Below are 14,036 nucleotides of genomic sequence, written 5' to 3'. Positions count from 1 at the left end.
TGAGAATATTGTCGATGGGAAAATATTCTTATAAAAGAAAGGACTGTAATCTACAGTCCTTTCTCATCAAGCGTTGGATTCAATTGTGTTGAGATGCTTCTTCTTAGGGAATTGCCACACAAGATAGATGCTTGTCATGATGGCACTAACAACAAGGAAGATCGCAAGAATGCTCGCGTTTTGCCCCATCAGGCTAAGATTCCCTTCCGAAATCACCGCTTTATATCCTTGGACAGAGTACGTCATCGGTAGAAATGGATTGAACCACTGAAGCTGTTCAGGAATGAGTTCCAGTGGGAATGTCCCCGCACTTGTCGTCAGTTGAAGAATCAACAATAAGATTGCCAGGAACCTTCCGCTGTCACCAAGAATGGTAACAAACAATTGGATCATTGCCATGAACGTTAGACTTGTCAATATACTGAACAGATAGAACATACCTATATCTGACACTTCGAGCTGTAATCCATAAAGGATGACGCTCGCAGCAACAACCGCTTGGATGATGCCCGCGAACACAAGCACCCCAAACTTAGATAGGAACCAGCTGAACCCAGATGCCGGTGCAACTAACGGTTCTTTGACTGGGTAGATCACGGTAATGATCAGAGCTCCGACGAACAATCCGAGTGAAAGAAAATAAGGTGTAAATCCTGCACCATAATTAGGCACATCATTGATGGCATCTGTTTTCAATTCAACCGGGTTGGCAATCATTTTCTGATTCAGTTCACCAGTTGCCATTTTTCCTGCAGTTGTAGTGGAGTCCTGTAATTTCTCCTTGAACTCACTGGTACCAGAAGTAAGTTCCTGGGAACCTGACGCCAGTTCTCCAGATCCTGCTTCTAAACGATCCGCTCCTGCAACTAACTGATTTGCTCCATCTACAAGTGTTGATGACCCGTTAGCAAGTTCATTTGCTCCATTCGCCAACTCCGCAGACCCGCTTTCTGCTTCCTTAAGCTTTTCCTGGAATGTGAGCATACCCTGTTCAAGCTGATTCTCACCTTGAACTAGCTTGGATGCTCCATCAACAAGTGAACCTTGTGCATCTACCAGTTGATTTGCTCCCCCAAGAAGTTTTTGCTGCGCTTCTGTCAGAGCATTCATCTGCTCAGGAATAGCTGTTGTCTTTTCAGTAATTTTAGTTGCACCTTGGTTCAATTGAGAAGCAGCACCATTGATTTCGCCAACTCCTGCCTCTAATTTTTCCAATTCTTTCATCACTGCCTGGCGCTGTTCTTCTGGTAGTTGGGCCAGTATCGGTGCCATTTTTTCTTTCGACGCTTGCACTTCTGATTTCATTGAAGCGGTAGCGTCAGTTAATTGGCCAGTTCCATCCTGCAATGACTGCATAGCAGAGGATAGTTCATTCAATTGATCAGGCACTTTATTTGTCAGCTCATTGAACTTTTTCAGATTATCCCTCAAAGCTATGGTTCCATTCTGCGTTTTCTCCAGACCCTGTTTTAACTCAGATGCACCTTTAGCAGCTTGACTCTCCCCTTCTTTCAAGGATTGGAAGCCGCTATTCAGCTTCCCTAAACCACTTGTTAGCTGATTCAACCCTTGAGCAAGCTGATTAGCCCCGTCCTCTAAACCTTTCGCTCCTGAAAACATATCCCTTTGGCCGGAAGCAAAGGTTTGAGTTCCTTTTTGCAGATCCTTGATGGCAGTTTCGATTTTCTCAGCTCCATCATTCAAATCCCCAGCCTTATCGCTAGCTTCAGCAAGTCCGGTTTGTACATCCTTGAATGCTGAAAGAATCGCTTCTGTATAGGTCTCTGTCACTTCGTCAGCCAATTTGGATTTCATCTGCTCCGCTGCAGAACCTCCAATCTGTGCAGACAGGAAGTTGTACCCCTCATTCGGAATGTAGCTCAATTCCAATGGCTGTGGGTTATCATCCATAACTGTAGCTGCTTTTTCTGAGAAATCCTGTGGGATTTCGATCATCATATAATATTCCTGGTTCTCCAGGCCTTCTTTACCTTCTTTTTCAGCAACCAGTTTATAGTCAAAGTCTTTACTTTCCTGCAGCTTATCAATGAACTCTTCACCTACATGCAGGGGTTCTCCCTCCAGTTCAGCTCCTTTGTCGCTGTTAACAACAGCTACGGGCAATTCATCCATGTTCCCATATGGATTCCAGAATGCCCATAAGAACATTCCGCTGTAAATAAGCGGGATGAGTAATACTGCGATAAAAGGAATGAAGATTTTTTTATTTGCAGTGATGGCTTTCATTTCGCCCCACCAGCCTTTTATTCCATTCATACAATTCCCTCCTAAATACTGAATGACTATTTTGTCCATTTGGTCATATCGTGTAAAAATGAAGGATTATCCCTCAGGAGATAACCCTTTGAAAATGGATTGTTCAAACAAATCAAGAATTTCTTCCTTCGTCAATGGAGAATGATTTTCCTCCCAGTCGATGATGAAAGCAATATAAAGCTTATAGATCATAAATGCCGTCGGTTCCAGTTTACATGGACGGATATCTCCAGCATCTACTGCAAGCTGCAGCTTTTCCTTTATATAAGTGATAATCAGTTCTTCCATTTCCTGCAGCGCTAATTGTACAGTCGGTGTACCGATTCCTTTTGCTTCCTGAACGACCTTCATTGTCAGTTGATGACTTTTCCTATATTCTAACAGTACGAAAAGTGCATGATGGACATTTTCTTTGAATGATCGGTCTGATTTAAACGAACCTTCCGCTGCCATTTTCATTTCATGCAAAAGCTCGGAAATCACTTCTCGAAAAAGCTCTTCTTTATTATCGAAGAAATTATAAATCGTACCCTTCCCTACATTTGCCGCCTTGGCGACTTGATCCACGGTTGTCGCTTTATAACCAAACATGGAAAATGCGTCATTCGCAGCTTTTAAAATGTGTTTTTTTCGCTCCATATCCCCACTCCTGACCAATTGAACGATTTAGTCATCAAGTTCTACATTGAAGAATTATACACCTTAAACTAAAAAAATCAAGGGAAGAAAAAAAGCAGGAACCCTCCGAGAGGACTCCTGCTCCTGTTACTTAGCTTCTGGGAAGATACGGTCGACCATTTCACCGAATTCACGGAAGAATCCTTGAACCGGCTCTCCACGGTCTACGTCTCTTACATAGTTACGACTCAAGTCAACGAAATCTGCGTTTGTGGAAACATACACATTATCAATGTTCTGGTCTGTCTTTTTAACGATGTCGGAGATTTGCTTTTTCACGTCATCGCTGACCTTCCCATTGTTCTGGCTTCCATCTTTCATATCTGCTGCTACATACGCATTATCTCTTGTTTTCAATACATATGCACGGTCGATTCCGTCCACTTGATCAGCGATACGGTCGGCGGCACGTTCGGCAACCTTGTAATTGGTGTTGTTAACCATTCCACGATCATTATCCACGTCATTGATATCATTGTTCATATCCTCATACATATCATCTGCAGGACGTTCAAATCGTGTATTTTCAACACCATTATAGTTCCCTTGGCCTTCTTCCTGCCCCTGTTCAGCTTGACAGGCAACCAGTGCGGAGGCTGCAAGAAGCCCGACCGTTAACATCTTTATCTTCATTGTTGTATTCCTCCTTAAGAAGCTTTGAGGTTAGTATGTATCCTCCTAAAAGCTTTATACTTTTGATGCGAAGGAAGAACACGCCAATATTTAGCAAATAAAAAAAGATGAAGCAGGGAAAGCTTCATCCATTAAAAACTTCTGATACGCCAGGCGACAGCACCCACCACATATGCATGAAAACTATATACAAGGTAATCAATGCATTAATGAAAAGGAAAACACCTGGCAGGATTTTAAAAACGGTAATGATTTTTTTAAATGCAATGCGCATGAAAACTGCAGAGACGACGAAAATTATGTAATAAGTGATGAAAAACGACCGATAATTCATAAAAGGCTCGTCAAAGCCTAAGATATATCCAATTGAAAACATGACCCAGACACTAAGGAAAGCAACAATCGAAATAGCAACCCACTTATCTTCATTAATGATCAACACTGTCCCGACTACCGCACTGATCAGTACGATCAAACCGATGATAGCAGTAAGCAGTGCAAATACATTGAATGCTGTTTCTGTGCCGATCAGTATGATATCGAGAAATAAAAACAGAACGAATACGATGGCTCCCCATATATTGATCTTTAAAATTAAATCTTCATTCATGATACTAACTCCTCCCCAGCAACAACCAAATGTTTACAATCATGATTGATTATATCATATTTTGTAGAAATTTCAGATTACTGTGTCAAATTCATCGTGGCAAATAAGAGCACTCCAGAACAATCCGGAGTGCGTGAATGGTATCAGTGATTATACGGATGCTTCAATTTTGCTTTAGGACCTTTTTTGGAACGGTATTCTCTACCTTTATTCTGATCACCTGTTGCAATTTCTTTTGCAAATTCTTCTTGTTCCACTCCACCAGGAAGCTTACCTGTACGTTTCGGCGAATTTTGATTCTTGCTTCCTTTACTGCCATTATGACTGGTCATAAGCATGACTCCTTTACAATGAAATGTACCTTTATTTTCGGATAAACATCGCGGTTTCATTCGCTCATTTCTTTCCTTTTGTGGTACATTTCAGCCTATCATGGGTACTTGCATCTGGGCATACTAACATCAACCCTTCAAAAGAAAGGGGATGTGAAGTATGATCTACAGTGACTATGACCGTGCACTGTATTACACCATCTGGGGGCAATGGGATGACCTATTGATTCTCATGGTCCGAACAGATGATCATTTTCTATCCAAAAAAATCGAAGTATTCCTCCATGCATTCCATTATTCTTCCACGGATCAACAGTTGATGGAATCGCATGAAGAATTGCTTCATTATATCGATCACGCCATGGCTACGACAGCTCCGGTAATGACTGTTTGATGTTACAGCTCCCGCTTGCCGGGAGCTTTTATGATGACAAATATTTCACGCCAAATAATGCAGCCTGCGTCCGGTCCTGTACCTCCAGCTTCAGAAAAATATTGGATACATGCGTTTTCACAGTCTTTTCTGTAATGAATAAGGTATTCGCAATTTCTTTATTGCTTTTCCCTTGCATGATTTCCTGCAGCACGTCCATTTCCCGCTTCGTAAGCTCACCGATTCTTTTCTTCTCTTCGGTCTCATTGGAGCCTGTGACATGGGTCATCAGTTGAGCGGCAGCTTTTGAATCAATCATCGTTTCCCCTTTATGTATCTTTCTAATTACATTCGCCAATTCATCCGGGTCGATGTCTTTCAATTGGTAGCCATTGGCTCCTGCCTGTATGGCAGGAATCACCGTGTCATAGTCAGAAAAGCTGGTCAGCATGAGGACCTTCATAGCCGGGAAATTTTCACGAATGCGTTTCATCGTTTCAATTCCGTCCATATCAGGCATCTGCACATCCAAAAGGACAAGTTCCACATTGGTTTCCGCAAGCTTTTCCAACAATTCTTTGCCCCCATCCGCTTCACCTACTACTTCGATGTCAGGTTGCGTCTGAAAAAAGAATTCCAGCCCTTTTCGTACTACTTTATGGTCGTCAGCAATCATGATTCTGATCGTCATCCAGCTCCCCCCTTAATCGGAATACTCACCTTGATTATCGTACCTTCTCCTCTATTTGACTCGATATTTAATGCCCCATCATATAACTTTACACGCTCCTGCATACCTTTTATTCCGAATGAAGGAGACGAATGGATGTGATTCATGTCAAATCCGCATCCGTCATCCTGCAGCCATAATGCGATGCAATCCTTCCCTTTGTCCAGCCGGATGGAAATATGATCCGTACCCGCATGCTGTTTCACATTATGCAGAGATTCCTGACCGATCCGCAGCAACGCTTCTTCAATTGCATAAGGAATGGTGGTGGTTCCGGAGGAGTGGCTGGTAACCGATAGTCCCAGTAGTTTTGCATATCGTTTCAGCTCAGCTAATAATCCCTCCCGAAGATTCCTATGTTTTTGTTCTGAAATCAAAGCTCGCATTTCTTTTAATGCCTCTGACGACAACTCATGGATATAACTGATCTGTTCTGTCAGTTCTGTGTCTTTTCCTTGTTGTTTCAACGCCTTCGATGTCAGCACAATTGAAAATAGCAGCTGACTGATGGAGTCATGGAGGTCCTGCCCTAACTTCGATCGTTCTTCAATACGGACAAGATCTTTTTCTTTTTCCATCAAGTCTAATCGTCGTTTCGCTACATCTGCATATTGGACAAGCATATCAAATGTTTCTTTTTCGAAAGGGAGGAAAGGTTGTGCTCTTGAAAGGTAAACCGGTCCCCATGGAGTGATGGAATGAAGGATTTCTTCATAAGGTGAACCACCATTTCCCCATATGAATGAATCAACCTTGAATAATGTATGCAGCTCGGCTTCGAACAATACTTTCAATTGATCCGGATCTCCCGCTGATTGGAAGGAATTCGCAATCGTATGTGCACTGCTAAGCAGTTCGTTACGCACTTCCTCCAGCTCAAATTGATGGATCCTTTCAAGCGCAGATCCTATCTGTAGCGCGATGGACTCCAGGAGCTCCAGTTCTTCCGTGTAGGTCTCTGTTCCGGGCATTGCAACATTCAATAGACCGAATGACTGAGAAGGAGTCTTTAGTGGAACAGTTGCATGATGGGTTAATCCGCACGTAGCTTCGTCCCCATAAGTATGTGCCTCTTCAATCCGCTTACAACCAATGACGTTCGTGGCTGATTTAAGCAATCCTTTTTTATATTTACTAATGCAATAGCAGTCTTCACCACACATCAACGCTTTATCATTCCGTTTCAGTGCCGGGGGAAGTGATCGATCTGCCACTAATGAGACTTTCCCATTCTCTTCAAGAAAGATCCACCCAGTTTCAAACTTGGATATTGCAATGAACTCCTGTAATACGTTATGTAAAGTGTCATGCTTTTTGGACGATCGATTCAGCAGTTCGGCAATGTGCTTCAGCGTTTGCAGTTTTGCTTTTTCCACATGTCCGCCTCCTCTCTGGTTGGCTATTTGCTTCTATTATACATGAAAAAAGCGGACGGCTGTTCGCACAGCTATCCGCTTCATTTACTTTTATGGACGTGGATATTCTTGTTCTAAAGGGTGCAGGTGAAGCTCATCGATCAGCATATGTTTTGGTGCACGTGCCATATGCACGATTGAAGCAGCAATATCGCTTACTTTCAGCCAGTTCTCTTTTTCTGGAAGGCCCTGCTTGCTTTCAGCGAAGTACGTATCGACCATGCCAGGATTGATCGTACCGACACGGATGCCGTCCTTTCTGACTTCCTGAGCGATTGAACCCATGAACCCTTGTACTGCGTATTTCGTTGCTGTATAAAGGGAACCACCTTCAGGAATCGTGTAGCGGGATACATCCGATGCGACGGTGATGATCGTACCAAACTTTTCTTGTTTCATGTATGGCAATACTGCTTTAGTAGCCAGGAATACTCCTTGGACATTCACTTCAAAGGTCTTCTTCCATTCTTCCACAGTCACTTCTTCTACCGATTTGAATTTACCTATTCCAGCGTTATTGATCAGCATATCCACTTTCCCGTATGCTTTTTTCGTTTTTTCCACTACCTGCTCAATGTCATTTTCATTGCTGACATCGGCTACAAAGGCAAGTACATCTTCATACCCTTCATTCTTCAGTTCTTCTGCTGTTTCATGGATTTGACTTGAGCTGCCCAGGATGGAAAGCTTCACTCCCTCAGCTGCGAGCTGGCGTGCCACTTCTTTACCGATTCCTCGGGAAGCGCCTGTGATGATTGCTGTTTGACTCTTTAACATTCTGATCTTCCTTTCTTACCTTATGTGCGTTCTGGTTTGATTTGAGTATCGACTTTATATTCCAATTCAAATAAGTCGCGGCGTCGATCACGCAGTTGCCTCACAGTTCCTGACTTTCGTTGACGTCTCAGGATTTCTAAGTCTACATCACCTACGACCACTGTTTCAACATTTGCATTACATTCACCAATGATACCGTCCCTAGCGAATTCAAAATCAGATGGGGTGAAGATTCCGGATTGTGCATATTGGATGTCCATGTTTTCCACCTGCGTCAGGTTGCCAACTGTTCCAGCAATCACCGTGTACACCTGATTCTCTACAGCACGTGCTTGTGCACAATAGCGGACACGCAAGTATCCTTGTCGGTCATCTGTACAGAAAGGCACGAAGATGATGTTCGCACCCTGATCGACTGCATAGCGTGCCAGTTCAGGGAATTGAATATCATAACAGATCTGGATGGCAATTTTTCCGCAGTCTGTATCGAATACTTTCACCGCGTCCCCAGGCTGGATTCCCCACCATTTCTTCTCATTAGGCGTAACGTGGATTTTGTATTGTTTCTCGATGGTGCCATCACGTCTGAACAGGTAGGATATATTGTAAATCTGTTCATCTTCCTCAACAAAATGCGATCCACCGATAACATTGACATTATACTTCACAGCTAGATGCGTAAATAACTCAATGTAGTCTTCTGTGTACTCGGATAGACGTCGTACAGCCTTCGAAGGCACTTTCTCCTCTAAGAACGACATCAACTGGGTTGTGAAGATTTCAGGGAAGACTGCAAAATCCGTTCCGAAGTCCGCAGCGACATCCACGTAATATTCACACTGTCTGGCAAACTCTTCGAAAGAGTCAATATTCTTCATCATGTACTGGATCACCATGATACGCACCGGATAACTCGTCTTGAAATGCCGCTTCGTGCGTGCGCGGTAATCAACGTTATTCCACTCCATCAATGTAGCGTACTTGGAGGACTGACGATCATCCGGTAGATAGTTCGGATTGATCCGCATCACGGAAAACCCGTTCATCACCTGAAACGTCAATACAGGATCATAAATGTTCTGATTCCTTACTTCATCAACATATTCACGCGGAGTCATTTCCTGTTCATATTTATGATAGTTTGGAATCCTGCCACCAATGATGATGCTTTTCAAATTCAGCTTGGCTGCAAGTTCCTTCCTTGCCTCATATAAGCGACGCCCGATCTTCATCCCTCTGAATTCAGGGTGGACCATGACCTCAATCCCATACAAGTTGTACCCTTCCGGATCATGATTAGTGATGTAGCCTTCATCTGTGATGTCATCCCATGTATGTTTATCATCATACTCATCAAAATTGACAATCAAGCTCGAACAGCTGCCGATGATTTTACCGTCAAATTCCACGACGAACTGTCCTTCCGGAAAATGTTCAAGATGGCTTTTCAAGTGTTCCTTTTTCCATGGATCCATATCTGGAAAGCATACTTTCTGAAGTTCCATAATTTGATCAATGTCTTCATGTTTAAGGTTACGGACAAACATTTTCTTTTCAAATTGCGATAAATCCAACTTCGACATATCCATTGTCCTTTCTCTGTTACGTTCAGTGAATCTACTTCTATCGTACTGAAATAAGAAGTGAAATGTCCAGTTTCCTATACCCTCATTCGTAAGCAGCTACCCTTTAGTCTGATAAAATTAGTGAAATATATGAATTGATTTAGTACAAAACAGTGGGTATGATATGAAATAAGAGGTGGAGCCAGTGAACGGTTTTGAAAGACGTAAAGAACGTAAGAAGAATAACATCATTCAATCAGCCCAGGAGCTTTTTTCAATGCATGGTGTCCAGAAAGTGACGATTCAGGAAATTGCCAAGAAGGCACAGGTATCACAAGTGACCATATATAACTATTTTGGTGGTAAGGACGAGTTATTGATCGAAACTGTCAAAGCATATGCAACCAATCAGCTGGAGTATTTCCGAGGAATCGTTGAAGACAGCGATAAAAACTTCAAAGACAAAATCACTTCGCTGATCCATGATAAGCATGAATCGGTCATGAGCCTTGATGCGGACTTTCTTAAGACCATCATCTCCGACCAGCCAGATATCAATGCATTCATCCAGGAGTATTATTTCAAGGAAGTCATGCCGATTTTCATGAAATTGATTGAGAATGGAAAGCGAGAAGGCGCTATTCATCCGGATCTTTCTCCACAGGCAGTGATGCTTTATATCGATATGTATTACCAGGGACTTAAAAACCATCCGGAGATCTATCAGACAAAAGGTGATCTTGAAAGGATGACCCATGAAATCACCCATTTATTTTTTTACGGACTGATGGGAAATCAAGATGAATCCATACACAAAAAGGATGACCACTAAGGCCATCCTCTGCTTGTAAAGAACCCCAATGTTCTCTACAAGCTTTTTATATGCGTACGTGCGGGCGAGTACCACTCGCTTTCCGCGGACGAACACACGAGCCTCCTCGTGAAAACCACACTGCAGGATCTCGGACCGCCCGTTTTTCCGCAGGAGTCTCATGGTACCGCCCACCCTTAATCGAAAAAGACTCTCCTTCGCCTAACACTACCTGGAAATGTAAAGAACAATACCTTCATGTTCTGACAAGCTTTCCACATTGTATAGACTCACTTACCTAAAATAAATAAGGCTGCCAAGACTTTCTCGCCAGCCTGAAGATCGTCTCCCCTTTCTCATTCCTTGTACAATGCGGGCTTTCTCCCATTAATGACGACTTCGGCCATGTATGGGGAGTAAGTTTTTAAAAGGTGTTGTGACTTGTCTTCCAAAATACCACTTTCATATGTATGAATCCTTTTTTCGATGTATGGGTTGGAGGCTATAAAACGATCCATCGCCATATAATGGTCTTTCGTTGCAAATACCACATGCCGGATATTTGCCATGACAATGGTACTCAAGCACATGATACAAGGTTCCACAGTAGTATAAAGGATGCATTCCTCCTGATGTTTTTTGAGATATGCAGCGCAGGACTGGATGGCGATCATCTCCGCATGGGCAACTCGGCTGTCCATCGTTTCAATTTTATTCGAGCCGCGGGCTACAATTGTATGCTTATGTACAATCACTGCGCCTACAGGTAAGTCTCCACGTTTCCCTGCCTCCTCCGCTTCTTTCAATGCCTCACTCATGTAGTACTCATGCTCCACTTCATTCACCTCCCCCATCCATGCTCATATTCCAGACCAGCTTGGACAATATTGGACAAATCCCTGGAACCATCATCGTACTTCATAAATTTCATTTCATCTATTGTCCCATCGAACAGAAGCCTTCCCTGATCAACGATGAGAAGCCGGTCACTTAATGCTCTCAGTTCATGCCAATCATGACTGATGAACATCAGTGTCATCCCCTGCTGTTGCAGTCGCTTCAACCAATCCATGATTTCTTTTCTGGCAGCAATGTCAATTCCTGCAGTTGGTTCATCCAGCAGGCAAAGCTCAGGCTTATGCAAGATTCCAATACATAAGTTAAGCTTTCGTTTCCACCCTCCTGATAGATCAGACGTCCGTTTTTTCATCACTTCATTCAAACGGAGGATTTCAATCATGTCATCGACATGGCGCTTATCGATTTTTCCCTGACTTAATCTACTCCACGATTGAATTTGCTGTTTGACCGTCAACTCTTCAAACAAGGCAATATCCTGCGGAATATAACCGACCTTTTTTCTGATTTTCTTTATATTTCCATCATAACCCAGCTCATGGAAGCGAAGGGTGCCTTGCGACGGCTTTTCAACTGTAGCAAGCATTTTGAGCAATGTGGACTTTCCTGCGCCATTAGGTCCGATGATCCCTACACATTCCCCTTCATTTACTTTGAAGCTCACCTTGTCCACGATGATCTTCTGTTTATATTTCTTTTGAATCTGCTGTGCAATCAACAATTTCAATCATCCTCTCCAGCCTTCATTGAATAACCAGCCGTGTGGAAGCCATTCCCCAAACCCACCTGTGTCAAAGAGCACCACAGGACTTCCTTTCAACAGAACAGACGTAAGGATGACCAAAGTCATGATGAAAAAGAAAGCTTTTGGCTTGGGCAGCCATACAGCAAGTAAAAGAACGAAAATCTGCATCATAACAAGCAGAATGCCTAATCTGAAAACCCATGGATTCAAAATTGAAAGGTCAATTTCGGCACGCACAACGATGGTCGCACAGACAATTCCTATTAGTACACCCAGGAAAGCCAGATGTAGAAAGAACACGTTAGTATAATAGGACACAGCGTTACCTCTGGTGACTTTCAACCGTTGCAGTCTACCTGTCTCTGCATCTTCATATCGTACTTTCATCAGGAAGACCTGTACCCCCATGCCATAGACAAGCAGAAGAGAGAGTAACCCTTGAAGTGATAGAGGGAGACCGACCGCTCCTCTCTCTGTACCAGGCTGAATCCGCTCATACTCCATCCTGAACAAGGGTTGTGGCTCCCAATAGGAATCTGCCTTCTGGAAAGCCTCTTCAAAAGTGATGTCCTCGCTCAAAGTTTGAACAAATACTCCAGCCCTGCTGTTGAGCATCAGCCGGATCGATTCTGCAGCAATCTGTTCTTTAGCAAATGTGTCCAATGAAGAAGATTCTGTCCTCATCCACCGGATCACTTCCTCCGCTTCCCCACTTCGAAGTTGTTTTTCAAAACCGGAGGCCAAGATGAAAGCTGCCTCTACTTCTCCCCTTTGCACCAGTTGTTCTGCCCTGTTTTCAGAAGTCTCGACCAACGATAATCTCGAGGAATCAGATACACGTTCCTTCACCAACGTTGAAAACTCTGTCTTATCCTGGTCAACCCAGGCAACTGGAACTGTGCTTTGCTCGATAGCCGTATTCAAAAAAGGAAGGACAAACCAAATGATTACCACCGGAAAACCAAGAATAAAAAGAAGCATCTTCCAACGGTGCATCAGCCTGAGAAATTGTATGTTAAGTTGTGTAAGCATGACGTTCCTCCCTTCTCCAGCCAATCAGCCAGGCAGTAAGGAAGAAAAGAATACCCGCTCCAGATAGAACAAGAAGCAGCGGAGCAGCAGGCTCTACAATTCCTCGATAAAGATGATGCCAGGGAGAATACTTCAGCTTATCCGAAATCCAGTCAGGCAAATAGATCTGCGGAATAAGCACACCGCTTACCAGTAAAATCGGCAGGCAGAGGGACAGGTTCCATAGCGCTGCTTGACCTGGGCTTTCGATCCATGAAGTAAGGAAGGTGATAACCCCTGCCTGCAGAAGCGCGTGGCCTAATAAGAAAGTATGTAGAAGCATGCCTCCATCAAAGGATAGCCAATGATCTACAGCGAAGAATAGCACCTCACTGATAATCCAGAGGTAAGCTGTGAGAATGCCCCCTTGGGCCAGTTGCGATTGATAACGAAGGATATGCAGGCTTCGTAAGCGAAGTAATATGGATGATTGGGCAAGGGATCCACTCATGAACAATAACGCACTGATAGAAATCCAGGATCCGAGCATCCAAAATGCCAAGAAGGAATGCTCCATCCAACCTACTGAAGCACCTTTTTGCATTTCCTCTTGTGTGAATAATTCGTTGCGGTCCAATGCCGCAAAAGTGAATGTCACAATCGTCTGCTGCAATAGACGCTTTCGTTCCTCGTCCTCTTCCACCTGGCTAATCGCCAAGTCATATGCTGCATTCACGCCACTTTGTGCGGCAGATATGTATGTTGCACCACTATCAAGCAGTAACTGGATCATCGAAGATTCCAATGCCTGTTGCTGATCAAGCAGTACTTGCACCGGTGTGTTCGCTCCATTGCGCAGATCGCTGGTGAACCCTTCAGGTATGGTGACCACCCCTGCAATCGTCTGTTCCTCCAGCATTTTGCTAGCCTCGGAAGAATCCATTTCGATCAATTCGATCTGTTGTCTTAGCGTTTCTTCTTCCTGAAGCTGTGTAATTAACGCTTTTGTTTCGAAGGTCTGATCATGGTCTACGAATGCCGCCTTGACCTTTTCACTTTCCGAACCGAAGTATCCACTGATCAGATAGGCCAGCAATCCCAGCACTAAGAATGGGCCGATCCAGCATAAAAAAAGAAGGAATGGACGCTTCGCCATCGCCTTCAGTTCAAATAAAACCAGCGATAAGCTTTGCATATCCATTCCTCCTTAGAAACTTACAG

The 14,036-nt window shown here is 43.5% G+C and carries 15 protein-coding genes; 2 read left to right on the top strand and 13 right to left on the bottom strand.

Annotation, left to right across the window (positions count from 1 at the left end; translation table 11 throughout):
• Window positions 1-66: 66 nt before the first annotated feature.
• The 5 genes from ACFQ2J_RS00460 to ACFQ2J_RS00440 form a co-directional block, all read right to left on the bottom strand.
• Window positions 67-2,277: a YhgE/Pip family protein gene (locus ACFQ2J_RS00460; RefSeq protein WP_386055560.1), complete on the bottom strand. Its 2,211-nt coding sequence runs from the start codon at window positions 2,275-2,277 to the stop codon at window positions 67-69.
• A 66-nt stretch (window positions 2,278-2,343) separates the two neighbouring features.
• A complete protein-coding gene (locus ACFQ2J_RS00455; RefSeq protein WP_386055558.1) occupies window positions 2,344-2,916 on the bottom strand; it encodes a TetR/AcrR family transcriptional regulator in 573 nt (190 codons plus the stop codon).
• 126 nt (window positions 2,917-3,042) lie between these two features.
• Complete coding sequence (locus ACFQ2J_RS00450; RefSeq protein WP_386055556.1) at window positions 3,043-3,588, bottom strand: YhcN/YlaJ family sporulation lipoprotein; 546 nt, start codon at window positions 3,586-3,588, stop codon at window positions 3,043-3,045.
• 124 nt (window positions 3,589-3,712) lie between these two features.
• Entirely contained in the window at window positions 3,713-4,198 is a 486-nt protein-coding gene (locus ACFQ2J_RS00445; protein WP_386055554.1) for a hypothetical protein, read from the bottom strand.
• Between the two features lie 143 nt (window positions 4,199-4,341).
• Entirely contained in the window at window positions 4,342-4,530 is a 189-nt protein-coding gene (locus ACFQ2J_RS00440; protein ID WP_386055552.1) for an imidazoleglycerol-phosphate dehydratase, read from the bottom strand.
• Window positions 4,531-4,690: 160 nt separating this feature from the next.
• Here ACFQ2J_RS00440 and ACFQ2J_RS00435 point away from each other — a divergent pair, with 160 nt between their 5' ends.
• The gene (locus tag ACFQ2J_RS00435) at window positions 4,691-4,924 is read left to right on the top strand and encodes a YhdB family protein (protein ID WP_386055550.1); all 234 of its coding nucleotides are present in this window, start codon (window positions 4,691-4,693) and stop codon (window positions 4,922-4,924) included.
• A gap of 28 nt (window positions 4,925-4,952) precedes the next feature.
• On the opposite strand, the gene ACFQ2J_RS00430 is transcribed toward ACFQ2J_RS00435, so the two are convergent.
• The 4 genes from ACFQ2J_RS00430 to ACFQ2J_RS00415 form a co-directional block, all read right to left on the bottom strand.
• On the bottom strand, window positions 4,953-5,594 hold the full coding sequence (locus ACFQ2J_RS00430; protein ID WP_386055548.1) for a response regulator: 642 nt from the start codon (window positions 5,592-5,594) through the stop codon (window positions 4,953-4,955).
• Window positions 5,591-7,009 carry a GAF domain-containing sensor histidine kinase gene (locus ACFQ2J_RS00425; protein ID WP_386055547.1) on the bottom strand — a complete coding sequence of 473 codons (1,419 nt, stop codon included), beginning with the start codon at window positions 7,007-7,009 and terminating at the stop codon, window positions 5,591-5,593. Before ACFQ2J_RS00425 ends, ACFQ2J_RS00430 begins: the two co-directional genes overlap by 4 nt.
• A 90-nt stretch (window positions 7,010-7,099) precedes the next feature.
• Complete coding sequence (locus tag ACFQ2J_RS00420; RefSeq protein ID WP_386055545.1) at window positions 7,100-7,825, bottom strand: SDR family oxidoreductase; 726 nt, start codon at window positions 7,823-7,825, stop codon at window positions 7,100-7,102.
• A gap of 20 nt (window positions 7,826-7,845) precedes the next feature.
• A complete protein-coding gene (locus ACFQ2J_RS00415) occupies window positions 7,846-9,408 on the bottom strand; it encodes a GNAT family N-acetyltransferase (protein WP_386055543.1) in 1,563 nt (520 codons plus the stop codon).
• 187 nt (window positions 9,409-9,595) lie between these two features.
• On the opposite strand from ACFQ2J_RS00415, the gene ACFQ2J_RS00410 reads away from it, so the two are divergent.
• The gene (locus ACFQ2J_RS00410; RefSeq protein WP_386055541.1) at window positions 9,596-10,222 is read left to right on the top strand and encodes a TetR/AcrR family transcriptional regulator; all 627 of its coding nucleotides are present in this window, start codon (window positions 9,596-9,598) and stop codon (window positions 10,220-10,222) included.
• A 335-nt stretch (window positions 10,223-10,557) separates the two neighbouring features.
• On the opposite strand, the gene ACFQ2J_RS00405 is transcribed toward ACFQ2J_RS00410, so the two are convergent.
• From ACFQ2J_RS00405 to ACFQ2J_RS00390, 4 genes are read right to left on the bottom strand one after another with little or no spacing between them, the layout of a single operon-like run.
• Window positions 10,558-11,037 carry a nucleoside deaminase gene (locus ACFQ2J_RS00405; RefSeq protein ID WP_386055539.1) on the bottom strand — a complete coding sequence of 160 codons (480 nt, stop codon included), beginning with the start codon at window positions 11,035-11,037 and terminating at the stop codon, window positions 10,558-10,560.
• A 5-nt stretch (window positions 11,038-11,042) separates the two neighbouring features.
• Entirely contained in the window at window positions 11,043-11,786 is a 744-nt protein-coding gene (locus ACFQ2J_RS00400) for an ABC transporter ATP-binding protein (RefSeq protein WP_386055537.1), read from the bottom strand.
• Complete coding sequence (locus tag ACFQ2J_RS00395; RefSeq protein WP_386055535.1) at window positions 11,787-12,836, bottom strand: ABC transporter permease; 1,050 nt, start codon at window positions 12,834-12,836, stop codon at window positions 11,787-11,789. It abuts the gene before it with no gap.
• A complete protein-coding gene (locus tag ACFQ2J_RS00390; protein ID WP_386055533.1) occupies window positions 12,820-14,010 on the bottom strand; it encodes an ABC transporter permease in 1,191 nt (396 codons plus the stop codon). Before ACFQ2J_RS00390 ends, ACFQ2J_RS00395 begins: the two co-directional genes overlap by 17 nt.
• Between the last annotated feature and the right edge of the window lie 26 nt (window positions 14,011-14,036).

It is taken from the genome of Thalassobacillus hwangdonensis, assembly GCF_042675915.1.
Taxonomy (GTDB): Bacteria; Bacillota; Bacilli; order Bacillales; family Halobacillaceae; genus Thalassobacillus_A; species Thalassobacillus_A hwangdonensis.
This window is presented reverse-complemented; position numbering and strand designations above follow the sequence as displayed.